Below are 24,829 nucleotides of genomic sequence, written 5' to 3'. Positions count from 1 at the left end.
AGTGTTTGAGTGAGATTCCTTAACAATCTGAGAGAAAATACCTTAAGACTTATCTTTACCCTGATCGCGCTCTATTGTCTTACAATAGGGCTAACGGGATTTATTTATAATAATTTTATAAACACTCTCACACTGGATGACTGTAAACGGAGAGAGAAAATTGATAACGTTAAGCCCGAAAGAGGATTGTATATTACAGATATTGTCCCCGGCGGCGCGGCTGACCGCTCAGGAATTCAGGAAAAAGATATCCTTCTCGCTATTAACGGTAAAGAAGTTAATTCTGAAGCAGAAGCGCTAAATCTGCTGAACCAACTGGATGTCACCAAAGACGTAGTCTATACAGTTTATAGAAATAATGAGATACTAAAATATAAAATTGAGGTCTATAAGTATTTTAATATACCTAGTATAATCTTTTCTCTCTTGGGGTTGTGCTTCATTGTCGTGGGATTCCTTGTTGGATACTCAAAACCTAAAGAGATCACATCACAGATCTTTTTCTTCTTGGGATGTTGTGCCGCAATGGGATTTAGTTTTCTGCCCAATCTAACCTTATTTTTTAGCGGTCAGTGGTTCTTGCTAATAAACAACCAAATTGGGTTAATATTCTTTTCCCCGTTATTGACCCACTTTTTTCTTACATACCCGATTAAATTTGACTCTAAGTACCGTAAGAAAATAATTGCTTTTATTTACCTTTTTGTTATCCTATTGACTATACTTACCGTTGCTTTTACTACTGCTGATTTTATGCTCTTTGTTACTATGCTTAATGCAACTTTGATTGTATACTTCTTCTTTGGTTTGGTTTTCTTTCTCCTTTCATATAGAAAGCTTACAATTCTAAAAGAAGATCAACTTAAAAAACCAATTAAGGTCATCCTTAGGGGAATTTTGCTTGGAACCGCCGGATTTCTTTATTTATATCTTGTACCCAAAATATTTCCGGTAAACTGGCTGATAAATAATAACACATTAATAATTATTCCTGCCGCACTGGTGCTTGCTATACCTGTTTCATTCGGATATTCGATCTTTAGATATAAGATCCTTGACACAGAGTTTATTGTAAAAAGAAGTATTGTTTTTGGAATTATCACGGGGTTTGTTGTAATTCTATATCTGGTGCTGGTTTTTATTATCGAGAACCTTTTATCTAAGTACTTAACTGAGAATAAACAGTTAATTACAATATCTCTTATTGTTATTGTAACTTTTACGTTCGATTTCGTAAATAAAAGAGTAAGAAATTTCGTAGAAAAGCAGTTTTATAGGGAAAGGTATAACTATAGAAAATCGCTCTTACAGTTCTCGGAGGAACTCCCATATTTAAACGACATCGATGAGATAATAAATAAGGTAGGAAGTGCCGTAAAGGACACAATAAGAGTTAAAAATCTAAACATATGGATAAAAGACCAGGATAAAATGCAAACAAACGGACACGGAAATATATATGACATGTCGTTCTCATATCTTTATAAAAATGATTTTGATCCAAAATTCCTCAATGATATTAACCTCGTTAATGAAAAAGTACCTACTGAATACATAGACCTGTTTAAAGAAAATAAAATAGTTTTATCTGTCCCCATCGTTTTAAAAGGAAAGCTCAAAGGATCCCTTAACTTTGGAGAAAAGATGTCTGACAAATCTTACTCTGACGAAGACATAGACCTGCTCCAATCCCTGGCATCGCAATGTGCCGTTGCCCTCGAAAATTCCAGGCTCCAGCACGAGGAAATATATAAACAAGAAATAGAAGAAGAGCTGGAGATTGCTTATAAAATACAATCCGATCTTTTACCGGCAGGTGACACCACTTTCAACGGTTTGGACATATCTGCTTCATCCAGACCGGCAAAATCGATTGGAGGTGACTTCTATGACCTGATAAAGCTTAGTGATACAAAATTACTAGTTGTCGTAGCGGATGTATCCGGTAAAGGTATCCCCGCTGCGCTTTATATGTCAAAAGTACAGGCAATGATTCAGTTTGCTGCGGGGCTCAATGAATCCCCGAGGAAAATCCTTCTGGAAGTAAACAAACAAATAATAGACACTCTTGATAAAAAGAATTTCATCACTACGATAATGGCTCTCTTTGACCTGGAGAATAAAAAGGTAACTATCAGTAGAGCAGGACACAATCCCCTGCTTATATATAAAAATGGTTCGATAAATCCGCTTGACTTGCACGGGATAGGGTTAGGCGTTGGTACACAGGCATTGTTTGAGCATACTCTTGAAGAAAAAACCCTCCCCATAGAAAAAGACAATATATTCGTTTTCTACTCTGACGGGCTGTCCGAAGCTATGGATAAACAAAGGGAACTATATGGCATAAATAGGATTGCTGGGATAATAGAAAGTCACACTGAAAGTACATCCGAGAATCTAAAAAATACTATTCTGAACTCTATTGATTCTTTCAAAGGGGACTCAGAGCAATTCGATGACGAGACGATTGTTGTTGTAAAAATAAAATAATATATGAGATTTCTAGATAAATATTCAGAAGGAACAATCAGAGCATTCATTGTAACAATTGGTATATATTCGGCTCTTCTGATTAGCTTATCCTTTGTAGAAACCATGTTTACTGACAGGCAGACAATAGATGACTGTCTTTGGGTAAACGAATACAATGGCGTAACACAGGATACGGGATTATATATTATTGAAATAACACCCGAAGGGGTTGCCGCAAATGCTGGTTTAAAGGACGGTGATCTGCTTATAAAAATCAACGGTGAATCCTTCGGCGGAGAGATGTTTAAAGCTCAGGATATTCTCAACAGGTTCAACAATGAAACTATCACTTATACGGTTATTCGCGATGGAAAAGTAATGGATTTTAATATATGGGTGTATGAATACTTCAATACACGATATTTTATCTTTGCGCTCCTGTCATTTTGCTTTTTATTCGTAGGTTTCCTTGTCGGGTACTCAAAGCCAAAAGAATTTATCTCGCAGTTATTCTTCCTGCTTGGAGCAACATCACCGGGACTGCTTCTTTTTGGAACAATTTCATATGAAAGTCTAGGTGCAGGCTCGTTTGTCCTTTATAATTATATCTTATTAAGCTGTTTCTTTACATCTATCCTATGGCATTTTTTCCTTACGTACCCTATCAAATACGAGTTTAATGCAAGAAAGTCGATTCTGCTTATTATCTATCTGGTAAATTTCGCCCCGGTTGTCTCATACATTATTGAACGGTTACTTTTTCCGGTAGTAACAGGATTAAACAACAATCTGAAAATAGTATTAACAGGTGTATATATTTTTGGCGCCATCGTTACTTTCATATATTCGTATTCAAAGCTGGATAATCCTGTTCAAAAGAAAAGCCTTAATATTATACTTGCAGGATTAATATTAGGAGGATTAGGGTTCGCCTACTTCTTTATAATGATCTACGTTATTAGAAAGCCCTACTTCCTTGTTGATCCGATTTATTTCGCGCCTTTGTTCCTTGTGCTCGCTATTCCGATCTCGTTTGGATACTCGATCTTCAAATACAGAATACTCGATACTGAGTTCATCGTAAAAAAAGGTCTGGTGTTCGGTATTCTGACTACATTTATTATTGGTGCATACCTCACAATTGTATATCTGCTCAATTCCCTTCTTAGTGATTACATCACGGAAAACCGACAGCTATTGACAATATTAACCATCGTGATAATTACTCTTACATTCGACTACGTTAATAATAAAGCCAGGGAATTTGTTGATAAGCAGTTCTATAGAGAAAGATATAATTACAGAAAATCTCTTCTATCTTTTTCTCAGGAATTGCCATACATAAACAACATAAATGAGATCCTCAAAAAACTCTCCACGGCAGTTCATAACTCGATGGGTATAAAGAGTTTTGATGTACTCATCTTTGACTCTAAATATACAAAACTTATAAGCAGGGAGAATGAGCCTCGTTTTAGAGACTTAAGTTCTACAAAGCATGAAGAGTACACTGCCTTCTTCGAAGAGATTTTCAAAATACAAAGAACACCTGTAGTATTTTCGGAAGCAAATCTGACCGAGCTCTCATTGTCTGAAGAGAATAAAGCGCTTATTCGTGAAGCAAAGATATTCCTATCCGTACCGATATTCCTTAAGGGGAATCTTATCGGGAGCATGAACTTCGGCGAAAAACCGTCCGGCAAGGCTTACTCGGATGAGGATATTGACTTGCTCAAGACTCTTGCGTCTCAGAGCGCTATCGCAATCGAAAATGCTCGACTCCAGCAGGAAGAACTCAATAAGCAAAGAATAGAAAAAGAACTTTTGGTTGCTCGCAACATCCAGAATACACTCTTACCCAAAGAAAGAATTAGAGACGAACGCATTGAGGTAAGCTGGCTCAGTAAACCCGCAAAGTTCATTGGCGGTGATTTCTATGACCTTATAAAGATCGACGAAGACAAATATCTTGTAGTTGTCGCAGATGTATCCGGTAAGGGAATTCCTGCAGCGCTTTATATGTCAAAAGTGCAAGCTATGATTCAGATCGCTGCGAGCGTTTTCAAAACACCCCGTGAGATATTAATAGAAGTGAACAGGCAGTTTCTTGATAAACTTGAAAAGAACTGTTTCGTCACGGTTATTGCCGCCCTCTTTGATTTTAAGGAAATGAAGGTAAAGTTTGCACGAGCCGGTCATAATCCAGCCTTATATTCACAAAACGGCACAATAGAAATGATGCAAAATAAAGGTATTGGTCTTGGTGTAGGCGATCAGAATCTCTTTGAAATGCACCTCGAAGAAAAAGAAATAGATCTCACACCTAACAACCTTTTCGTATTGTATTCAGACGGATTGACTGAAGCTATGAACTCTGTAAAAGAAGAATTTGGTCTGGACAGACTAATGCAGACCATCAGCCCGGTTAGATATGACTCATCGGACCAAATAATACACACCGTTGTAGATTCAGTACAGGGATTTACCAAAGATGCCGTCCAGCACGACGATATTACACTTGTCATAGTAAAAACAAAGTAATTTGATTATTTTCTTATTTAGAAAGTAATCAATCTCATCTATGATTCCCCGTTATTCCAGAAAGGAAATGGCTGATATTTGGTCAGATGAAAACCGATTTAGGATCTGGCTCGATATTGAGATACTGGCCTGTGAAGCGCAAACCAAACTCGGCAATATACCTGCATCAGCTCTTAATAATATAAAAAAGAAAGCAAAATTTGACGTAAAACGGGTATTGAAGATCGAGGATAAAGTTAAACACGACATCATTGCTTTCCTTACCAATGTTGCCGAATATGTGGGGATTGATTCGAGATTTATACATATGGGCATGACCAGCTCCGATGTTGTCGATACTGCCCTATCGGTACAGCTAAAGCAGGCAGGCGAGATCATCCTGAAAGATCTAAATGAGATGAAAAAGATCCTGCGCACAAAAGCTCTAAAATATAAATACCTTCCTGAGATAGGACGCACTCACGGTATCCACGCCGAACCCATCACACTTGGATTGAAATTCGCTCTGTGGTTTGATGAAACAAACAGAAACATCGGACGGATGAAAAGAGCCCTCGATGTTATTTCAGTGGGACAGATCTCCGGCGCGGTAGGAACCTATGAACATCTTTCTCCAAAAGTTGAAGCTTACGTTTGCAAAAAGCTTGGGTTAAAAACAACAAAGATTGCTACCCAGATACTTCAGCGGGACAGGCATGCTGAGTTTATGGCTACACTTGCTATAATAGCATCGTGTATAGAAAAATACTCGACCGAGATAAGACACCTTCAAAAAACTGAAGCTCTCGAGCTTGAAGAACCGTTTAGCAAAGGACAAAAAGGTTCTTCAGCTATGCCGCATAAGAAAAATCCTATTACTGCAGAAAGGTTATCCGGTATGGCTCGTGTATTCCGTGGCAATGCCATCGCTGCAATGGAAAATATACCGCTGTGGCATGAGCGTGATATTTCACATTCATCCGTAGAGCGTATCATATTCCCCGACTCCACAATACTTATGGATTATATTATTCATAAGTTCAACGATATTGTAAAAGATCTGGTAGTTAATAAAGAGAATATCGAAAAAAATCTCAACCTTACTAATGGTCTCATATTTTCTCAGACTGTTCTCCTTCGTCTTATCGACAAAAAAATGAAAAGAGAGCAGGCTTACAAAATAGTACAGGATGTGGCAATGAAATGCTGGAAGCAGAAGATTAGCTTTGAGAAATTGCTAAGAGATGATAAGGAAATAAAAAAATATTTGGACGAGAAAGATTTTAAAGAGATTTTCGATTTCTCGAAGTCAAAAAAGAATGTGGACTTTATCTTTAAGAGGGTCGGTCTGTAGATTAGGCTGATGCCAGCTGTCTCCTTAGTTCTATTACCTTACCTATTATCTGGAACGGTTTATTGATTATGGATTTGTACTTTGCGTTTGATGCTTCCAGATAAGCATTTATCCTGCTGTTACGAAGTGTCTTAACTGTTGCCTCATCATCCAGCAAAGCGATTATTATATCACCATCGTCAGCGCTGTTTTGCTTCTTCACGATCACTATATCCCCGTCATATATACCGGAATCTATCATACTGTCACCTTTAACCTTTAATGCAAAATGGAGATGATGCCCACGGATATTCTTTTCCAAAGCGATATACCCCTGTATATTATCGTCGGCAAATATCGGCTCACCGGCTGCAACATTTCCGTATACTGGGATCATATAATCTTCCTGAGGTACATCAGCCGCATCATCACCAACCACCTTAAATCCCCTGGCTACGTCAGGTATCCTTTCGATATAGCCCTTTCTTTGCAGTGCTGATATATGATCCTGCACTGTACCGATAGTTATTTTGAATTTCTGCGCAATTTCCTGAAATGTAGGCGGATACGGATTATCCAGGGTATATTCCCTGATAAAATCCAATATCTTGCTTTGCTTATCTGTGAGTTTATCCATATATTAATATGGCATAATTATATAGGATTGTCAAGGAAAAATTTATTTACCTGAAAGAAGTCTTCCTGCCATCCTTATATCAAATACCCTGAAGACAAAGACAAGTGTAGTAAAGACAATCACCCCTATCACACCCACATACCAGTGTACACCCATTACGCTCTCGAGAAATAAAAACAGCCCGAAGCTGGCAAATAATGAAATAAGCAAAAACATAATCTTGCCGTATTCATAATCGATTTTGTAAAATTTCTGCACAACTATATATAACCCTATTGCCATGCTCATATAGCTCACCAGCGTAGCCAATGCCGCCCCCATCATTCCCATAACCGGTATCAAAAGAAAATTCACTCCCACGTTCAATCCCGCCGCTATACCCGTGATAAGCGGAAGATACTTTGTCTTTTTCTCGAAGTATATCCCCGGCATCAGGTTTACATAGATACCATTGAATAAATATGCCAATAGTACTACCGGGATTATATAATAGCCCGATCTGAAATCCTGCCCGAATATCTTTATTATCTCTGGCAAAAAGACCGACGTCGCCAGGCATATCATGCTTCCTACGGCTATAAACAATGTCATCACCTTTGAAAATATTTTCTTCGCGTCGGGATCTTTCGCGTGGTTCAAAAAGAAAGGTCTCCACGCAAAATCGAATATCGTAACAAAAAGCATCATTATTATTCCCAGCTTATAATTAGCCGTATAAATACCTGTTACTTTATCATCTGTCAAATACAATAATATAGGTCTGTCTATCACCTGGATAATGTTCGAACTTATTCCCGCCGGTATATAAGGAAGAGAGAACCGCAGTAATTCTGAAAAGAGCTCACTGTTGAACTCGAAATCAAGGTTCTTTATAATAACCGGTAAAAGCAATAACACCGTACAGAATGATGCAATAACATTACTGATAAGTATTGCTTCTATGCCCATTTTGAAACCGATTATCAAGATAAGATTCATCGCGACGTTTATGACCACGTTTATGACCTTAAACATAGCGAATATCTTAGCCTTATTGTTCAGCCTCAAGTAAGCAAAAGGAACCAGTACTATCGCATCGAAGAATAGTATCAATGCGGTATATTTTATCAGAATTAGATGATCATACCCCGTCTGGAAGAACGGTTCGAATACCGCAGGAAAGAAAAATATTACCGAGGATAATATAAGGGCATTAATAAAAACCGCAATAAATGGGTGAGAAAAATTCTGCTTCTTGTTCCCTACTTCGAGCGAGGACGCGAACTTAAAATACCCCGACTCCATGCCGATCGAGAATAGCACGTTCAGTATCGCAATATAAGCGAATATGTTCGCGACAATACCATACTCTGCCGGGGAAATGAAGTTAGTGTAGAAGGGTACGAGGATAAAATTCAAAAACCTGCTCACCATGGTGCTTACACCATATGTGAGAGTATCTTTTGAAAGGCTTTTTATTTTATCCAGCATAATATAAAAAGGTTATCCCGTCATATCATTAGAAGATAATATCGGGATAACCTTTTAAAAATTATATGAAATTAATGTCAATTATATTGTATTGTTAAATGTGCCGTGACCAGATGGTTTCCCTGTCCGTCATATACTTTTACATTATATGACCCGTTTTTGGCAAATTTTACATCCTTCCAAAACCACAGCCAGTCGGTACCTACATCCTGGCTGATGCTCCTTATAAAACTCTCGGCTCCGGAACCGTCGACAGTGTATAGCTCATATGTCACTTTATCGGTCCCTACGCTGAATGGAAGTTTTACCAAAAACTTTATCGTACCCCCCTTGCTCTTATCTATCGTGAATAAGGTCTTGGGGTTAACAGCCGTACCATTGTCACTTACTTTTTCACAGAACTGTAATGTCTGAGAATAAGATAATTCATTTACAACAAACAATAATATAACACACACTGCTATCTTTACATACTTCATGATCTCTGTCCTTTATAAGCACCTGTGCTTACGGAATAATTTCTATTAATGCGCTTGTCACTGTATTCCTGTTGTTATCCAATAAGAATACCCTGTAAATACCGGGCGTGTCAAACTGCATATCACTTTCGGAATTCTTTGAGAAATATATATATTTCATACTCGGCTCGACACTGTAATTGAAATCCTTGTAATATTCAAACTTCTTCTCGGATGGATTCCATTTGTCAAACTGAATAGAAACATCGCTCAGACCTAATTCGTAATTACACTTTACCATAACGGTAAGATAGCCGGTTGTGAACCTGTCACTGATACCGATTTCACCCAATGACGGATCATATCTTTCACAGAAATACATTACTGGTCCGCTCTGAGCATATGTCTTTTGGTTCATGCCAAAAAGCGAAAGCAACATTAAAAAAGAAAATGCGACTAAAAGTTTTTTCATTTTACTCTCCTGTTAGTTATTTAAATTAATTTTTGAAACTTTAGTGTAAACCTCAATGGTTATAAAATGTTCCGTTAATAAGCGTTTGAATCCGGGAAAACTATCTCCACATATCCAGAGCAAACATACGTACCGTCTCCCTTGTCCAATTCTACCTTGTAAATTCCTTCCTCATAAAACGTTATCTCACTAAAAAAAATGTAATCCCAATCTGTTTCCACATTAAATGGTTCGGTACTAATGTATCTTAGTTCTCCGTTCTCTACCTTGTATATCTTTAGATCGACGTCCGTCGTTCCTATTACAGTACCTATGGGAGCTAGATTAACCATCACCGTCAGGTAACCGCCTGTCGGGGGGATCTCGAATATATCAGAAACCCCTACTTCCCTCCCGTTCGCTTCATCATAAGTCTCACAAAAGTATAATAACTGCTTTTGTTGAGAATGAACGTCTGTCGCAAATACATAAAGAAATATGCCTAGGATAAAAAATATTTTCTTCATCCCGATTCTTGAAAGTTTCCTAGGAATAGTTTCTTATCTGTAATTGATGGTAACCTCTCCTGAAGCAACAGGTGTACCATCGCTCTTTAACAAAGTAACCTTGTAATCACCGGATTTATAGAATGTTACTTTATCAAAGTGAATATAATCCCAATCAGGCTGCACGTCGAATGGCAAAGTATCAACTATCTTCTCTTTGCTTCCTTCGTACCTTGAGATTCTGAGGTCAACCTTTCCTGTACCGATAGTTGCATCTGCCGGGCGAAGGTCGATCATAACTGTTAAGTAACCACCGCTTCTCGGAATGGTAAATACGCTGGATTCTCCTACCTCTCCGCTGGCTGATGAATATCTCTCGCAGAAGTATAATCTAGATCCATCGAATTTATCACCGGATGAAGTTCTCTTATCATCCTTGCTGTCATCTTCGGTTTTCTCTGTTTTTTCGGTCTTTTCTGTTTTGTCGTCAGAGCTTGTCTCCTCTTTCAACTTGTTACATGCAAAGACCACTGCAACTGAAATAAAAATTGCAAGCAAAAAGCCTAATTGGTTTTTCAAATTCTGCATATTTCTTGATTTTGGTTTTGGAAACTTTGAAAAATTAACTTAAAACGAATTTTTATTCAAGTTAAATTACCTTTATTTGAAATCCAGCGCAATATCCATTGATTTTACAGAATGTGTCAGCGACCCCATCGAAATAAGACCTATTCCTCTTATACCTTTGTATTTATTTATATTCTTTAGATTTACTCCACCTGATATCTCTATCTCAAACCCGGCTTTGTTTCCCCTGATTGCCTTCCGCACATCGGCAATACTGAAATTATCCAGCATTACCCTATCTACAAGCCCCTTAACATTTTCGGTGAGTAATTTGAACTCTCTCAGATTTTTTACTTCTACCTCGATTTTGAGTTCCGTTTTTTTTCTTACTTTTTTTATCTTTTCAATAGTCTTCTCTAGCCCACCGCTGGCTTCGATATGGTTATCCTTTATCAATATCATATCATAAAGACCTTCTCTGTGGTTCGCTCCCCCTCCCATTTTTACAGCCAGTTTCTCAAAGAGCCTCATATTTGGTGTAGTTTTGCGGGTATCTACTACACTTATCCTGTTATCGCCAAGTGCCTCCTTTGCCCTCATTGCCTGGGTGGCTATCCCGCTCATCCTTTGCAATAAATTCAACCCTACCCTTTCCGCCTTCAAAATGCTCCTGCTTCTTCCGTTTACCTCCCCGATAATTTGCCCTTTCCTTACTTTAGCTCCATCTTTAACCCTAAATCTTACCTTAACTTTCGGATCTACTTCGTTAAATACCATCTGGAATATCTTCAAACCGGCTATTACACCATTCTCCTTTACAAGAATGTCTGCCCTTGACACGGAATCCTTCGATATAAAATTATCCGATGTAACGTCACCGCTTCCAATGTCTTCCTTTAGAGCAAGCTTTATCGTCTTCCTCGCCTGCTCGAGATCGAAATTCTTGTAATAGTCCAATTTTAATTCTTAATTTTTGTAAAGGCTAGTATGTGTCCATCGGGATCTGCGCAATAACATACTTCGTCACCCCAGCTCCGCATTTCCGTCCCGTTTATAAGCCTGCCATTATTATTTACAACTCTGCTGCCATATTCATCCGGGTCATCCACATATATATACATTTCACATCTGGGAATCCCGCTCCCTGTTTCAGGTGCCGGCATACCTGTCAATAATTTTGAAATATTCCGCTCCGGCAGCAAACCTATCCGGCAGTTATCGCTTAGTCTGAATTCTGTCATTCCCTCTACATCCAGCTCGGGATCCCTTGCAAAAACATTCCTGTAAAAATCCTTGCTGACAGATTGATCTTTTACATAAAGAATAAATAAGATATTTTCTTCGCTGATCAAAACAGGTTATATTCTTTCCTTAATTATTTGTATTAATCTCTCCGGGGGGCGTGTCGGCTTCATTTTTTCCGCATTTACAAATGAGTGCACCGTGTGACCTGTTACTATCAGCTCATCACCTTTCATAATTTCATATTCTATTCTTATACGGACGGTTGGAACTTCCTTTAGCATACTTTTGACCGTAATTATATCATCATACTTCGCCCCGGAAAAGTATTTACAATACGACTCTATCACGGGAAGCATTATGTTCTCCTTTTCCATCTCTACATAAGGGTATCCAAGCTTATGAAGCATGTCATTCCTGCCCGCCTCGAAATACTCATAATACCTGCCGTAATACACCACTCCCATCTTATCTGTATGAGCATACAAAACTCTTATTTGAATTTTAGTCTCTACCATTTAAATAATATAATTTTTCTCTGTGTACTCAGTGCCTCTGTGGCTGGTTACTCTCCCGGAAAGATCTTCCCCGGGTTTAGTATATTCTTCGGGTCCAGCGTTTGCTTTATCTTTTTCATCATGTCTATTTCATTCTTTTCCAGCGCAATTCCCAGGTATTCCTTCTGCGAATAACCGATACCGTGCTCGCCTGATATCATCCCGCCCAGGCTCACTGTCAGCGCGAATATCTCCCTGATTGCCTTATCCAGGTTCTCATCCCATGCAGGATTTACTTCATTCCCTTTGAGTATATTCACGTGAACATTACCATCGCCCGCGTGTCCGTAACATATAGCCGTAATTCCGTACTTTTTCGTAATGTCCTTTACCCCTTTAACAAGCGGAGGTATGTTCGCTCTCGGAACAACCGTATCCTCTTCTTTATATGCGGATATAGACTTCACTGCTTCACCGATACACCTCCTCAGTCCCCACAGCTCATTCATTTTATTAGAATCCTCTGCCAGCACCATGTCTATAGCGCCCTCTCTCTCCACCACTTCTGCTATTTTTTCTATGTCCGCGTCCACATGCTCCTCGTAATTCCCGTCACATTCTATCAATAGCTGGGCTTCCGCTCCGCTGTTTGGAAATTTCTTCCCCATCTTGTCCTCTGCCGCCTTTATTGCGTCTCTCTCCATAAATTCCAGCGCGGACGGTGTTACACCCGCTTTAAATATCTCCGCGACCGACCTTGTGCAATTTTCCAGGCTGTCATAAGCCGCCATCATCACCTTCTTATACTTTGGCAGTGGTATCAGCTTAAATATTATCTTTGTAATTATCCCCAGCGTCCCTTCGCTTCCTACTATCAGCTGCGTAAGATTATACCCGCTCACGTTTTTCAGTACACCTGCGCCTGTGTTTATTATTTCACCCTCCGGGCTTACGAATTCTATTCCCAGCACATAATCCTTCGTTACACCGTATTTTACTGCTCTGGGACCGCCTGCGCATTCCGCCAGGTTGCCTCCCAGTGTACAGCTTCCTCTCGATGCCGGGTCAGGAGGATAAAACAATCCTCTCTTTTCACACTCGTCATGAAAATTCTGCGTTATAACTCCCGGTTCCACTACCGCCTGGAAGTTATCCTCGTCTATCTTTATGATCTTTTTAAACCTTTCCATTGATAGGCACATCCCACCTAAAAGCGCAAGCGCTCCGCCTGATAATCCCGTTCCGCCCCCCCGCGGGTAAACGGGGATGTTCTCTTCATTGGCTAGCTTTACTATCTGGGAAATTTCCTCGACAGTGCCGGGTTTTATCACGACTTCGGGTTTGAATGAAAAATCTTCCGTGTAATCCCTTGAATATACATCCAGGTTATATTCATCCGTAATTACGTTCTCTTTGCCGGCTATTGAGGCAAGTTTTTCGAGTATTTGGGGGTCGATTTTCGTGTACATTTCTTTAAAATACTTATTTAGCTTAGTATAATCAACTTACTTATATTTAATATACTTAGACCACTTTTACGATAGCTTTATATTACTGTAAAGACGTACGATATAAATTGAAGATAGAAAGCTTTTTTAGTATGTTTAAAGTTCTGCTTAAATTTACACTCAACTATGGAGAAAAATTACACTACCGTGCTTTTTGTTGGAAGCGAGGGCGAAAAACCTTTCTCTCTGCAAATTCCTAGTAAATTTATTAAGAAAAAAGAAGCAATTATAAAGGGATCGATTGCCGCCCTGTCGGGTTTGGTGATAATATCGCTGGCGCTTCTTGTGGGATTAATATTTGTAATAAATAAAAATTCCGGGCTCAACGAGCAAATTACAGTTATGCAGAATGACCTCAAACTAATGGACAGCCTGCATATAAAAAATAAGGTCAATAACATTGAGGAAAAGATACACAAGATAGATAATTTCCTCGAAGAAAAAGGTATCAACAACGAAAGCGAGCCTATAGGCGGTGAAGTGAACGAGAACCGCGGATTCGATTTCAGGGTTTACGATTTTTACGAGTACCACACTTCCAAACTCATTCACGATATTCAGAATATACCTCTTGGACTTCCGTACATTGGTGAGGAAAGCTCTCCTTATGGTTATAGAAGCAACCCCTTTGGAGGCAGAAGCACCGAATTCCATTCAGGAATGGATTTCAAAGGAAATATAGGCGACCCGATCAAAGCCACTGCCGACGGAACTGTTACTCTTGCCGATTGGAAGGGCGGTTACGGACGCGCCGTGGTTATTCAGCATGATTACGGATATGAAACTGTTTACGGACACCTCTCCGGATTCAACGTTCTTTCCGGACAGAAAGTCAAAGCAGGCGACATTATCGGCTTTCTCGGCTCGACGGGACGGTCCACAGGACCACACATTCACTACGAGATAAGACGGTATGGTACGGACATTGACCCAAAGGATTACATTAATCTTAAATAATACTTATTATGTTTGACAAAAAAGAAAACGGGGTTTCCGGAGGAAACGATCAGATTCGCACACTGATCAGCGAAGGATGCAAGTTTGAAGGAAATCTCTTCTCTCCTTCATCTACACGCATTGACGGAGTCATTGAGGGCGACCTCTCCGGGGAAAAAAGCATTATCGTCGGTGATAAAGGCTCGATAAAAGGAAATATAAAAGCGCCGGACGTTGTTGTTTATGGTGATGTGACCGGTGATATTACCACCGAAAGCCTTACCATTAAGCAAAACGGTACGGTGAACGGAAATCTCGACCTTTCCTACTTTACGATGGAACGGGGCGGCAAATTCAATGGCGGCTGTAAAACTAAAGGAATGTCCCAGGAGCCTCAGAAAAAGCTCATCATAGACGATAGTTCCACCGCAGAAGAAGAGATCCAATAGAATATTTTCCAATCCCCTCCGACGGAGGGGTACGCCGTAGGCGGGGGGTGGGTTGAATCTAACCTTTAAAATTGCTCCCATAAGTAAACCCGGCAGAGCTAAACAAAAAGCCCGATCAAATTCTTGACCGGGCTACAATCACCGAATATAGTGTTATTTATTCTGCCCTTGTTGGTGTTATCACCAACAAGCATTTATAAAATTCTATTTACTTCTTACCAGCTCCATCTCTATATCTTTCTCGCTTCCGCCTCTGAGTATCGTCAGCTTTAGCTTGTCGCCTACCCTCAGATCGTTTATCGCAAATGCCACTTCCTGGTCATTCTTTACGTCAAGTCCGTTCACTTTGATTATCACATCCTCTGTTTTCAATCCTGCGTTATCGGATAAACTTCCCGGCTGTACCTGCACAACCACCGCGCCTTCCGTATCATCCAGCTTGAGATAATCAGCAATCCTGTCATCTATCGCCTGTATTTTAAATCCAACATTGAAATTCCTGTCTATGCTACCGTTCTTCTTAAGCTCTTCTACTATACTGTTCACCCTGTTTATCGATATTGCAAATCCCACACCGATACTTCCCTGTCCGTAACCTCCGCCCGTATAGATGATCGTGTTCATTCCTATCACATCACCGTTTGCATCAAGCAACGGTCCGCCGGAGTTACCTGCGTTGATCGAAGCGTCCGTCTGTATCATGTCGCTATACACTCTGTTCTGCCCCGAAAACACCTTCATATTCGTCGCGCTGACCACACCTACCGTCACCGTCGGCTTATCGTTTATCTCAAACAACCCAAATGGGTTTCCTAACGCTATCGCCCACTCGCCTATCATTACATTATCCGAATTCGCGAACTTCAAATACGGCAGCCCGCTCTTTTCGATCTTTAAAAGCGCCACGTCACTCACCGGATCCTTGCCGACAAGTTTCGCTTGTATCGTCTCACCCGTCGTCAATGTCACCGAGATCTTCGTTGCATTCCCCGCCACGTGGTCGTTTGTGATTATATACCCGTCCTCGGAAACTATAAATCCCGATCCAAGTCCCCTCACGACTTGCTTCCTGGGAGCTGACTCCCCGAAAAACTGCCTGAAGAATGGATCGTCCATGAAAGGGTTCTGAACCTCCTGCACTTCCTCTACATTGATGCCCACTATAGCATCGGACACCTTGCTTACTACTCTTGTAATAGCATTCTGCCTGTCATCCGTAATATCCTGGTTGGCTTCCTGCTTAGTCATTACAGTATTTACGCTGGGACCGTTATTCCCCCCGAAATACATCTTACCCAGTAATACTCCTCCTATTAGAACTACCAGCACTACTATCGGAATTGCGACTTTTAGCTTACTCATATTGGTTTTGTCTTTTATTACAGCTTCCATCTTTTTCTATTCTTAACATTTATGGATTTAATAAAATTTACGTATCCGCCTTATTTTTGATTCACTGCTGTTTTTACGTGCTCCCTGACCTTCCTCTCGATCGCCGTATGGTCTAAGCCGTATTTTACCATCAATTGGTCACCGGCTCCGCTTTCCCCGAATGTATCATTTATGGCTATCCAATCCATCGGAGTCGGTCTCTCCTTGGAAAGCACCTCCGCCACAGCGCCGTAAAGCCCCGCTGTCCATTGGTGGTCTTCGCATGTGATTATCATTCCCGTCTCATCCGCGCATTTTAATATCATCTCCCTGTCTATCGGCTTTATCGTAGACATATTTACTACCCTTGCGTTTATTCCATCCTTAGCAAGATTATGCGCCGCCACTATGGCATTCCACACGATCAGCCCGCTCGCCATCAATGTAATATCGTCACCTTCCACCATTATCTTCGCCTTCCCTATCTCGAACTTCTCATTTATGTCAGTGAAGTTCGGCGAGTTCTCCCTGTAAAATCTCACGTAGCACGGTCCTACAAAATCCACGCTTGCCTTTATCGCGTTAAATGTCTGGTTATAATCGCACGGTGTCAACACGGTCATATGAGGCAGTACCCTCATTATGGCAACGTCCTCGAATGACTGGTGTGTTGCTCCGTCATATCCCACAGTTATCCCCGCGTGTGAAGCGCATATCTTCACGTTCATCTCGCTGTACGCTATCGACTGCCTTATCTGGTCGAATGGCCGTCCCGTAGCGAACTCTCCGTATGTCGATGCGATCGGTATCTTCCCTACCAGCGCGAGTCCTGCCGCAGTTCCCATCATGTCCTGCTCGGCTATTCCAACCGAAAAGAACCTGTCGGGATAGGCGTCCCTGAATTGGTTCGTGCGTACCGAACCCGTTACGTCTCCGCCAAGCACCACAACATCCGGGTTTTCTGCTCCCAGCTGTTCCAGGGCATCGGCGAATCCTTTTCTGGTTTCCTTCATTTCGGGATTTTCTGTGTAATACTGCATTAATCTGTGATTTGGTTAGCAAAAATTAAAAATACTCCATTTAAATAATGTATTCAAATCATTAATTTGTTCGATACCTGACTTTTGCAATAATTTTATCTTTCTTTGCTTTAATGGGGCTAAAATATTACGATTATTCTATCAATCTGCTTCATGAGTTCGTAACTCATTATTCCAATACTTCCGCGTTCGGCTCTGTGAATTTCCCGCTTCTAATTGTACCCATTATCATTCTTGCTATTACTTTTTTCCTCGGCAAATTCATTTACGAAAGAAAACCCGATTATAAACACTACGACCCAAACGAATATCCTCCAAAACTTAAAGGCTTTCGCGGTCTTCTCAGAATAGCTCTCCTTTTGATACTTTTCATTATTATGATCAATTGCATCAACTTCTATAACAGCCTCTTCCTGTATGGCAGTAATGCGTGGGATTTCCTTACTACGCAGAACGAAAAATATCCCAGCTCGTTATGGATTCTTGCAATATTATACATTATTGCGACTAATTTCTTCCTCCTATTGTATTCCCTTTTCCTTATTCTGCTTGCGACAAAAAAGAAGCGCGTATTCAAGCTAGCTGTTATAATATTTCTCCCTCTCGATCTCATTATATCCGGTCTCAAATACCTGCTGTTCACGCAGATATTCGAACAAAATCACGAAATTGTTTATCAGAGTTTCATTTATATGAGTTTCCTTCTTCAAATATCAATTGTAATTTTAGCATATGTGGTATTCTCCCGGCGAGTCAATGCCACTTTCTCGAACTAAATTAATAAATTATGTCTAATGTTCGCCTCACACAGATGGTCAAATCCGCCGGCTGTGCCGCTAAGATTTTTCCGCACATTCTCTCTGACGCGTTAAAAGGCATCGACTGGTACACAAATGATAAAGTCCTGGTCGGCTTCGATGGTAAAGATGATGCAGGAGTTTACAAAATAAGTGATGAACTCGCGCTGATACTCACAACCGACTTCTTCACTCCCGTTGTGGATGATCCGTACACCTACGGACAGATCGCCGCTACAAATGCGCTCAGCGATATCTACGCAATGGGAGGTACACCCATCAACGGTCTTAATATCGTTGCATTTCCGCAAACCGAAGAACTTACCATACTCAAAGATATCCTACGCGGCGGCGCTGACAAGATGACCGAGGCGCGCGCTCCCATTATCGGCGGACATTCCGTCGACATTGAAAATATTCTCTATGGATTGGCTGTTACGGGAACGATCGACCCAAAAGATCTGAAGACGAATGCAGGTGCTAAACCCGGTAATATCCTCATTCTTACAAAAGCCCTCGGCACGGGCTTGCTCAATAACTGTGTCAAATACAGTGAACTCGATGAAATCATATATAATGGGCTAATTACTTCGATGACCACATTGAATAAAACCTCATCTGAACTTATGGTGAAATTTAATGCAAGCGCCTGCACTGACATTACAGGATTCGGATTGGCAGGACACGCAATGCAGATGGCGATGGCAAGCAATGTAGCTCTGAGAATAAAAGTAAGTGACATCCCCGTATTGGAAGGCGCTATGGATGCGATAGAGAAAAAACTATGGACTCGCGGCGATAAATCTAACCGTGTTTACACACAGGACAATGTTATAAATGAAGGAAATATAAATGAGGACATCGAGCATATGCTCTACGACCCGCAAACATCCGGAGGTCTTCTTATTTCCGTACCGGTTGAGAGGTCCGAGGAACTTCTTCTCGCGCTAAAAGATAATGGTGTTGAGAAAGCCTCTATAGTAGGCTCAGTTGAAGAAGGAAATGGCAAATTGATTTTCGAATTTGAATAATTATGAAACAGTTTGAAACGGAAGGGAATTCACTCCCCTCCGACGGAGGGGTGGTCCCGACTTGTCGGGAACGGGGTGGGTTGAATCTAGCTTTTCATTAACATTTTGTCATTCTGAGTATTCTTTGTCATTCTGAGCGGAGCGAAGAATCTCATTTTGTCATTCCCGCGAAAGCGGGAATCCTCTCCCTTTCCGAACAAGAAGAATAATCCCCCCTTTTACAAAGGGGGGTGTCTCGATGAAATCGGGACGGGGGTTAAAAAAATAAGATGGAAACAAAATAATATCTACTCCAAGCTCCCTTCTCCTTACTAAGGAGAGGGGGTGGGGGTGAGGTTAAGCGGTGTTACCTGTCCCGCTTTAGCGGCGATCACCAACAAGCAAAATTCGTAAAAATTTGTGATAATTTGTGGTATATTCTTTTATGAAACAATTTGAATCGGAAAAAGATCTATTCTCTTTTATCAGAGGTGTTGTTGACAGCAGTGTACCTTCATTAAAAGATATTTTCAAGAAATATGACTGGAAGCTCTACTCTGCGTCTGAAGCTATCCCTCTTCTATATAATGACAACACTCTGCTCATCGACGGACGCTCCGAAAAAGAATTCGATATATCTCACCTCCCCGGTGCTATCAATTTCCCTGTCCTGACAACTATCGAACGCCATTTCACGGGACTAATTTATAAAAAATATTCCCAGCAAGCCGCCGTGTGGCTCGCTATGCAATATGCCGACCCGAAATCGGACGAACTCGCTCGCTTCCTCGATGAACACGATGCAAAAAATAAGAATATCCTTGTCTACTGTTGGCGCGGAGGCGGACGGTCCAGTTATCTCGCTAAGATGATCTCTGACCTGGGCTATTCACCATCACGCATTGAAGGCGGTTTTAAAGCCTACCGTTCTCTCGTCGTTGAACTTTTTTCGATGAATACTATTCCGTTCGGACTTATCGAACTCTCCGGTCTCACAGGCTCTGGGAAGACTGAGCTCCTTAATTCAGTGAAAAACGATTTCCCTGTCATCGATCTTGAGTTATCCGCACGCCACTATTCTAGCATATTCGGACAGGTTCCTTATGATAATCTCAATTATGAACCCATACACAACCAATCTTCCTTTGAAAACAATATCTACGGCGATATCATACGCGGGATTAAAAAACTCCCGGAGTATCACAGCACATATCTAATCGAAAGCGAATCAAAAAAAGTAGGCGACTTCTTCATTCCTAAAAGCCTATTTAATGCCATGAAGATCTGCCCGTCGATAAGCGTCGGCTCTTCGCTTGAATCTCGTGTTAAAAGGATTGTTAACGATTACTTTGGTGCAGGGAATAAAGGTATTACACGCATGCTCGAAATAATGAGGAAGAATGAATCATTTCTTAAATCCCGTCTCAGCAAAGAAATATACACAACCGCACTCTCACTCCTGGAATCAGGCGACACATACACATTCACCGAACTCATGATGGTAAAATACTACGACAAAATTTATAAAGACAAACATAAAACTCCCCTCGCTGTCATAAACAACGACAACCCAATTGAAGCAAAACAGGAACTACTACAAATTTTAAATATTAATTGACTCCCCTCTCCTTTACAAGGAGAGGGGTTGGGGGTGAGGTATTCTAAAACTCCCCTATTGCCTACGGTCCCTGCGGGGAGAGGGGTGGGTTGAATCTAAGCATAAACCAACAAAAAACCCCGGTCTCCCGGGGTCTATCTGTCATTCAAATTTCTTGTCATTCTGCCTGCCCCGCTTTAGCGTGGGAGCGAAGCGAAGAATCTCTAGTTTGTCATTCCTGCGAAAGCGGGAATCCATTTTTTCTTAGATGTCTCCGTGTCTTGCTGGTTATTTACTCTACTCCAAACGCCCTTTTCATCAACAGTTCCTGGCTCGAGTCGAACTTCCTCTTACTTCCCGGTGCAGGACTTGCGCTCGCCTTCCTGCCTACGTAGTCCAGCTTCTGTCCCTTTGCCAGTACGTTCGGAAGTCTATGCGACATGAATAACCACGCTCCCATATTCTCCGGCTCTTCCTGTACCCATACCACGTCCTTTGCGTTCTTATATCCCGCAAGCATCTCTTTCAGCGTTTCTTCCGGGAATGGATAATACTGTTCCGTTCTCAATACCGCGACACCTTCTATTTTTTCTTTCTCCATGTACTTTACCAGGTCATAGTAAACCTTACCGCTCGTCAATACTACCCTCGTCACGTTCTCTCTGCCTTTCTCGCTTCCTTCAGCCCAATATCTCTCGTCATTTAGTACCTCATGAAAATGCCCGTCCGTGAAATCTTTCGCGACGGATACTGCCATCTTATCCCTGAGTAAACTCTTCGGTGTCATTATTATAAGCGGTTTCGGGAATTTCGCTTTCGCTCTTCTCCTCAATAAATGAAAATACTGCGCCGGAGTCGTCGGGTTCGTTACGAACATGTTATCCTCCGCGCACAGTGCTAAATATCTTTCCAGTCTTGCGCTTGAGTGTTCCGGTCCCTGACCTTCCTGCGCGTGCGGTAATAGCATTACCACGTTATTCGGCAGATCCCACTTTGTATATGAACAGCTTATGAAATTATCTATTATCACCTGCGCCGCGTTAGCAAAATCACCGAACTGCGCCTCCCACATCACCAGTGTTATCGGGTCCGCCGTGCTGTACCCGTATTCGAATCCCAGTACCGCCGCCTCCGATAATAAACTATCCAGTGGTTCTATTTTTGCCGGGGTGTCCAGCTGATTCAGAGGAATTATCTCCGCGCCTGTATTTGCGTCCGTCAGTACCACGTGTCTTTGCGAGAATGTCCCCCTCGCGCTGTCCTGCCCGCTCAATCTGATCGGTGTACCCTCCAGCATCAGCGTACCAAACGCCAGCGACTCCGCAAACGCCCAATCTACTTTAAAGTCCGCATCCTGCGGGAAGTGTCCCCTGCTCTCAACGAACTTTTTCAGCTTCGGATGTATCGTAAATCCTTCCGGCACTGTTGTAAGAGCATTCACGACCTTATCTAATTCCTCCGCGCTTACCCTTGTTGGCTCCGCGGTCATTTTTTCTTTTATCTCTTCCTGAGTCACCGCGAGTGGAGCATCCGCTTCGAATGTACCCGCATCTTTATTCTTCACTAAATTATAATCTTTGTCCATCTTCTCATCTATGTCATGCTCCATCGCTTTCACTTCATCTTCCGTCACCGCCTGCTCTTTTAATAGCTTCACTTTATACTTTTCTACTACCGATGGCATCGACCGTATCCTCTTATACATCAATGGCTGTGTGTATGCCGGCTCATCTGTTTCATTATGCCCTAATCTCCTGTACCCGAATACGTCTATCACCACGTCCTTATTAAATTTCTGCCTGAACTCGAACGCAAGTTGCGTAACCCACATCGTTGCTTCCGGGTCGTCACCGTTCACATGGAATATCGGCGCTTGCACCATCTTCGCCACGTCCGTCGCGTAAACCGTGCTTCGTGCGTCCACCGGCGCTGTCGTAAATCCTATTTGATTATTTATAACGATGTGCACCGTACCGCCTGTGCTGTACCCCTGTAATTGTGAGAGGTTCAGCGTCTCCGCCACTATCCCCTCACCCGCGAATGCCGCGTCACCATGCAATAATACCGGCACGAATTTATCCTGCTGTGCGTCATCCTGCCTGGTCTGTTTTGCTCTCACTATACCCTCTACCACCGGGTTCACAAATTCAAGATGGCTCGGGTTAGATGCTACAGCTACGTTGATCTTTTTATCGTGGATGGTTTCGTATGTGCCGGTCGCGCCAAGGTGGTATTTCACGTCACCGCTTCCCTGCGCTGACTGCTCCACGTTATCCTCGAATTCCGAGAATATCGCGTGCATCGATTTACCGATAATGTTCGCCAGCACGTTAAGTCTGCCTCTGTGCGCCATGCCGAGCACCATTTCCTCGACGCCCGCTTCAGCGCCGATATTCAGCAAGTGGTCCAGCACCGCGATTATCGTTTCGGAGCCTTCCAGCGAGAATCTCTTGTGACCGAGGTATTTGCGATCGATGAACTTCTCGAAATTCTCAGCCTGCATCAGCTTATAGAGAATATTCTTTTTATCGCGGTTATCCAGTATCGGTTTATTTCTTACCGGCTCCATTTTCGATTGAAGCCACTCTTTCTCTTCCGGGTCCTGTATATGTTTAAATTCCACCCCTATATTTCCGCAATATGTCTCCAGCAGAATGTCGAGTATGTCACGGAGCGATGCGGTCCGTAATCCTGCTAATCCATCTGTGATGAATTCTCGGTCGAAATCCCAGATCGTGAGCCCGTAATAAGACGAGTCGAGTTCTTTGTGATACTTGGGCTCGTCGCTGAGCGGGTCAAGGTGTGCCTGCAAATGCCCGCGTACTCTGAACATATTTATAAGCTGGATGACCTTTGCCTGCTTCTCGATCTCCTTTATGCTGTTGATACCGACGAAGTCTTCGGCGTTGTCGTCTTCGGTCCAGTAGACCGGGAGGACGTTCACTTTGAGGTCGCGGAATATCTCATCATAGAAATTATCCTGACCCATTAGCAGATCGTTGATGCGTTTCAGGAATATACCCGATTCAGCGCCCTGGATTATACGGTGGTCATAAGTGCTGGTCATGTTCATGACCTTACTTACGCCAAGCGTGACGAGAACGTCTTTTGTGGCGGCGCGGAACTCCGGCGGATAGTCTATCGAGCCGGTCGCGATTATCGCGCCCTGCCCCATCATAAGTCGCGGGTGTGAAGCGCTGGTGCCGATCGTACCGGGATTTGTGAGTGAAATGGAAGTGCCCTGGAAATCGGCTACCTCTATTTTACCGGAGCGCGAACGGTCTATGATATCATTATAAGCGTCGAAATACTCTTTGAAGTTCATCCCGTTCGCCTTCTTTATATTGGGAACTATCAGCGAACGTGAACCGTCTTTCTTTTGAATATCCACAGCGAGACCGAGATTGACGTCGTGCTTTTTCACCAGGTAGGGCTGACCCTCCATTACAGTGAAGGAGTTATTCATGTTAGGAACGGTCTCGATGGCTTTTACGATTGCCCAGCCGATGATGTGCGTGTAAGATATCTTACCACCGCCGGTCTGTTTGAGAAAATTGTTTATGACGATCCTGTTCTCTTCGAGGAGCTTAACAGGGAGTTCTCTAAACGTGGTCGCCGTCGGAATGCTCAGTGAGTCGGTCATGTTATCGATTATCCTGGCGCCGGCTCCTTTTATCAGGACAGGCTCTTCGCCTTCGCCGGGCTTAGGCATCACGACCTTACTTTCTTCTCTGTGAGCAGGCTTGGGTGACGGGGTAAGCGTTAATTGCTTACCGTTTCCGCCGTTGGTATGGAAACCTAATTCACCGGAATCGAAATCTTTGAAAAAGTCCTTCCAGTCATCGCTGACGGATGACGGGTCTTTTTTATAATCGCTGAAGAGGTCGAGCACAAACCATGTATTAACGCCAAACTCGGAGATCTTCTCCCTCTGCTCTTCCGTCAGATCTTCTAATCTCATTATT

The 24,829-nt window shown here is 42.0% G+C and carries 21 protein-coding genes; 8 read left to right on the top strand and 13 right to left on the bottom strand.

The window, feature by feature from the left end; all coding sequences use genetic code 11:
* Positions 1-9: 9 nt before the first annotated feature.
* Genes H6614_04555 through H6614_04545 form a run of 3 tightly spaced genes read left to right on the top strand, consistent with a single transcriptional unit; the run spans position 10 to position 6,349 of the window.
* The gene (locus H6614_04555) at positions 10-2,493 is read left to right on the top strand and encodes a SpoIIE family protein phosphatase (GenBank protein ID MCB9242920.1); all 2,484 of its coding nucleotides are present in this window, start codon (positions 10-12) and stop codon (positions 2,491-2,493) included.
* A 3-nt stretch (positions 2,494-2,496) separates the two neighbouring features.
* A complete protein-coding gene (locus H6614_04550) occupies positions 2,497-5,016 on the top strand; it encodes a SpoIIE family protein phosphatase (GenBank protein ID MCB9242919.1) in 2,520 nt (839 codons plus the stop codon).
* A gap of 40 nt (positions 5,017-5,056) precedes the next feature.
* Positions 5,057-6,349 (top strand): adenylosuccinate lyase, encoded by a 1,293-nt coding sequence (locus H6614_04545; GenBank protein ID MCB9242918.1) that lies wholly within the window; start codon positions 5,057-5,059, stop codon positions 6,347-6,349.
* Position 6,350: 1 nt separating this feature from the next.
* Here H6614_04545 and lexA read toward each other — a convergent pair whose 3' ends face one another.
* From lexA to H6614_04495, 10 genes are all read right to left on the bottom strand, one after another.
* A complete protein-coding gene (lexA, locus tag H6614_04540; protein MCB9242917.1) occupies positions 6,351-6,965 on the bottom strand; it encodes a transcriptional repressor LexA in 615 nt (204 codons plus the stop codon).
* Positions 6,966-7,007: 42 nt separating this feature from the next.
* On the bottom strand, positions 7,008-8,435 hold the full coding sequence (locus H6614_04535; GenBank protein ID MCB9242916.1) for an oligosaccharide flippase family protein: 1,428 nt from the start codon (positions 8,433-8,435) through the stop codon (positions 7,008-7,010).
* A gap of 77 nt (positions 8,436-8,512) precedes the next feature.
* Positions 8,513-8,914 carry a hypothetical protein gene (locus H6614_04530; GenBank protein MCB9242915.1) on the bottom strand — a complete coding sequence of 134 codons (402 nt, stop codon included), beginning with the start codon at positions 8,912-8,914 and terminating at the stop codon, positions 8,513-8,515.
* Between the two features lie 28 nt (positions 8,915-8,942).
* The gene (locus H6614_04525) at positions 8,943-9,365 is read right to left on the bottom strand and encodes a hypothetical protein (protein MCB9242914.1); all 423 of its coding nucleotides are present in this window, start codon (positions 9,363-9,365) and stop codon (positions 8,943-8,945) included.
* A gap of 74 nt (positions 9,366-9,439) precedes the next feature.
* The gene (locus H6614_04520) at positions 9,440-9,871 is read right to left on the bottom strand and encodes a hypothetical protein (GenBank protein MCB9242913.1); all 432 of its coding nucleotides are present in this window, start codon (positions 9,869-9,871) and stop codon (positions 9,440-9,442) included.
* 33 nt (positions 9,872-9,904) lie between these two features.
* Positions 9,905-10,429 carry a hypothetical protein gene (locus H6614_04515; protein ID MCB9242912.1) on the bottom strand — a complete coding sequence of 175 codons (525 nt, stop codon included), beginning with the start codon at positions 10,427-10,429 and terminating at the stop codon, positions 9,905-9,907.
* An 81-nt stretch (positions 10,430-10,510) separates the two neighbouring features.
* The gene (gene nadC / locus H6614_04510) at positions 10,511-11,374 is read right to left on the bottom strand and encodes a carboxylating nicotinate-nucleotide diphosphorylase (protein MCB9242911.1); all 864 of its coding nucleotides are present in this window, start codon (positions 11,372-11,374) and stop codon (positions 10,511-10,513) included.
* A gap of 2 nt (positions 11,375-11,376) precedes the next feature.
* On the bottom strand, positions 11,377-11,769 hold the full coding sequence (locus tag H6614_04505; protein MCB9242910.1) for a hypothetical protein: 393 nt from the start codon (positions 11,767-11,769) through the stop codon (positions 11,377-11,379).
* A 6-nt stretch (positions 11,770-11,775) separates the two neighbouring features.
* Positions 11,776-12,177 carry an acyl-CoA thioesterase gene (locus tag H6614_04500; protein ID MCB9242909.1) on the bottom strand — a complete coding sequence of 134 codons (402 nt, stop codon included), beginning with the start codon at positions 12,175-12,177 and terminating at the stop codon, positions 11,776-11,778.
* 47 nt (positions 12,178-12,224) lie between these two features.
* On the bottom strand, positions 12,225-13,625 hold the full coding sequence (locus H6614_04495; protein ID MCB9242908.1) for an FAD-binding protein: 1,401 nt from the start codon (positions 13,623-13,625) through the stop codon (positions 12,225-12,227).
* A gap of 165 nt (positions 13,626-13,790) precedes the next feature.
* Between H6614_04495 and H6614_04490 the strand changes: the two genes are divergently transcribed.
* On the top strand, positions 13,791-14,621 hold the full coding sequence (locus H6614_04490) for a M23 family metallopeptidase (protein MCB9242907.1): 831 nt from the start codon (positions 13,791-13,793) through the stop codon (positions 14,619-14,621).
* 8 nt (positions 14,622-14,629) lie between these two features.
* The gene (locus tag H6614_04485) at positions 14,630-15,049 is read left to right on the top strand and encodes a polymer-forming cytoskeletal protein (GenBank protein ID MCB9242906.1); all 420 of its coding nucleotides are present in this window, start codon (positions 14,630-14,632) and stop codon (positions 15,047-15,049) included.
* A 204-nt stretch (positions 15,050-15,253) separates the two neighbouring features.
* Here the strand turns inward: H6614_04485 and H6614_04480 are convergent, their stop codons facing one another.
* Together H6614_04480 and H6614_04475 are read right to left on the bottom strand one after the other, a co-directional pair.
* Positions 15,254-16,441, bottom strand: coding sequence for a trypsin-like peptidase domain-containing protein (locus H6614_04480; protein MCB9242905.1), 1,188 nt, complete (start codon positions 16,439-16,441; stop codon positions 15,254-15,256).
* 50 nt (positions 16,442-16,491) lie between these two features.
* Positions 16,492-17,460, bottom strand: coding sequence for a transketolase family protein (locus tag H6614_04475; GenBank protein ID MCB9242904.1), 969 nt, complete (start codon positions 17,458-17,460; stop codon positions 16,492-16,494).
* Between the two features lie 113 nt (positions 17,461-17,573).
* Here H6614_04475 and H6614_04470 point away from each other — a divergent pair, with 113 nt between their 5' ends.
* From H6614_04470 to mnmH, 3 genes are all read left to right on the top strand, one after another.
* Positions 17,574-18,236, top strand: a complete 663-nt coding sequence (locus tag H6614_04470) for a DUF2569 family protein (protein MCB9242903.1) — start codon at positions 17,574-17,576, stop codon at positions 18,234-18,236.
* Positions 18,237-18,247: 11 nt separating this feature from the next.
* Complete coding sequence (gene selD, locus H6614_04465) at positions 18,248-19,288, top strand: selenide, water dikinase SelD (protein MCB9242902.1); 1,041 nt, start codon at positions 18,248-18,250, stop codon at positions 19,286-19,288.
* Between the two features lie 424 nt (positions 19,289-19,712).
* Positions 19,713-20,885, top strand: coding sequence for a tRNA 2-selenouridine(34) synthase MnmH (gene mnmH / locus H6614_04460; protein MCB9242901.1), 1,173 nt, complete (start codon positions 19,713-19,715; stop codon positions 20,883-20,885).
* Between the two features lie 271 nt (positions 20,886-21,156).
* Here mnmH and H6614_04455 read toward each other — a convergent pair whose 3' ends face one another.
* Entirely contained in the window at positions 21,157-24,825 is a 3,669-nt protein-coding gene (locus H6614_04455; protein MCB9242900.1) for a multifunctional oxoglutarate decarboxylase/oxoglutarate dehydrogenase thiamine pyrophosphate-binding subunit/dihydrolipoyllysine-residue succinyltransferase subunit, read from the bottom strand.
* Positions 24,826-24,829: the final 4 nt, after the last annotated feature.

This window comes from Ignavibacteriales bacterium (assembly GCA_020635255.1).
Taxonomy (GTDB): domain Bacteria; phylum Bacteroidota; class Ignavibacteria; order Tepidaquicellales; family Tepidaquicellaceae; genus JAEYVS01.
This window is presented reverse-complemented; position numbering and strand designations above follow the sequence as displayed.

Bases quoted from the DNA above. Each gene is read 5' to 3' on its own strand.
- H6614_04550 (MCB9242919.1), top strand. From the start codon at position 2,497: ATGAGATTTCTAGATAAATATTCAGAAGGAACAATCAGAGCATTCATT.
- H6614_04500 (MCB9242909.1), bottom strand. From the start codon at position 12,177: ATGGTAGAGACTAAAATTCAAATAAGAGTTTTGTATGCTCATACAGAT.
- H6614_04545 (MCB9242918.1), top strand. From the start codon at position 5,057: ATGATTCCCCGTTATTCCAGAAAGGAAATGGCTGATATTTGGTCAGAT.
- H6614_04470 (MCB9242903.1), top strand. From the start codon at position 17,574: ATGGGGCTAAAATATTACGATTATTCTATCAATCTGCTTCATGAGTTC.
- selD (MCB9242902.1), top strand. From the start codon at position 18,248: ATGTCTAATGTTCGCCTCACACAGATGGTCAAATCCGCCGGCTGTGCC.
- H6614_04480 (MCB9242905.1), bottom strand. From the start codon at position 16,441: ATGGAAGCTGTAATAAAAGACAAAACCAATATGAGTAAGCTAAAAGTC.
- H6614_04525 (MCB9242914.1), bottom strand. From the start codon at position 9,365: ATGAAAAAACTTTTAGTCGCATTTTCTTTTTTAATGTTGCTTTCGCTT.
- H6614_04490 (MCB9242907.1), top strand. From the start codon at position 13,791: ATGGAGAAAAATTACACTACCGTGCTTTTTGTTGGAAGCGAGGGCGAA.
- H6614_04455 (MCB9242900.1), bottom strand. From the start codon at position 24,825: ATGAGATTAGAAGATCTGACGGAAGAGCAGAGGGAGAAGATCTCCGAG.
- H6614_04475 (MCB9242904.1), bottom strand. From the start codon at position 17,460: ATGCAGTATTACACAGAAAATCCCGAAATGAAGGAAACCAGAAAAGGA.
- H6614_04485 (MCB9242906.1), top strand. From the start codon at position 14,630: ATGTTTGACAAAAAAGAAAACGGGGTTTCCGGAGGAAACGATCAGATT.
- H6614_04520 (MCB9242913.1), bottom strand. From the start codon at position 9,871: ATGAAGAAAATATTTTTTATCCTAGGCATATTTCTTTATGTATTTGCG.
- H6614_04535 (MCB9242916.1), bottom strand. From the start codon at position 8,435: ATGCTGGATAAAATAAAAAGCCTTTCAAAAGATACTCTCACATATGGT.
- mnmH (MCB9242901.1), top strand. From the start codon at position 19,713: ATGAAACAATTTGAATCGGAAAAAGATCTATTCTCTTTTATCAGAGGT.
- lexA (MCB9242917.1), bottom strand. From the start codon at position 6,965: ATGGATAAACTCACAGATAAGCAAAGCAAGATATTGGATTTTATCAGG.
- H6614_04495 (MCB9242908.1), bottom strand. From the start codon at position 13,625: ATGTACACGAAAATCGACCCCCAAATACTCGAAAAACTTGCCTCAATA.
- H6614_04530 (MCB9242915.1), bottom strand. From the start codon at position 8,914: ATGAAGTATGTAAAGATAGCAGTGTGTGTTATATTATTGTTTGTTGTA.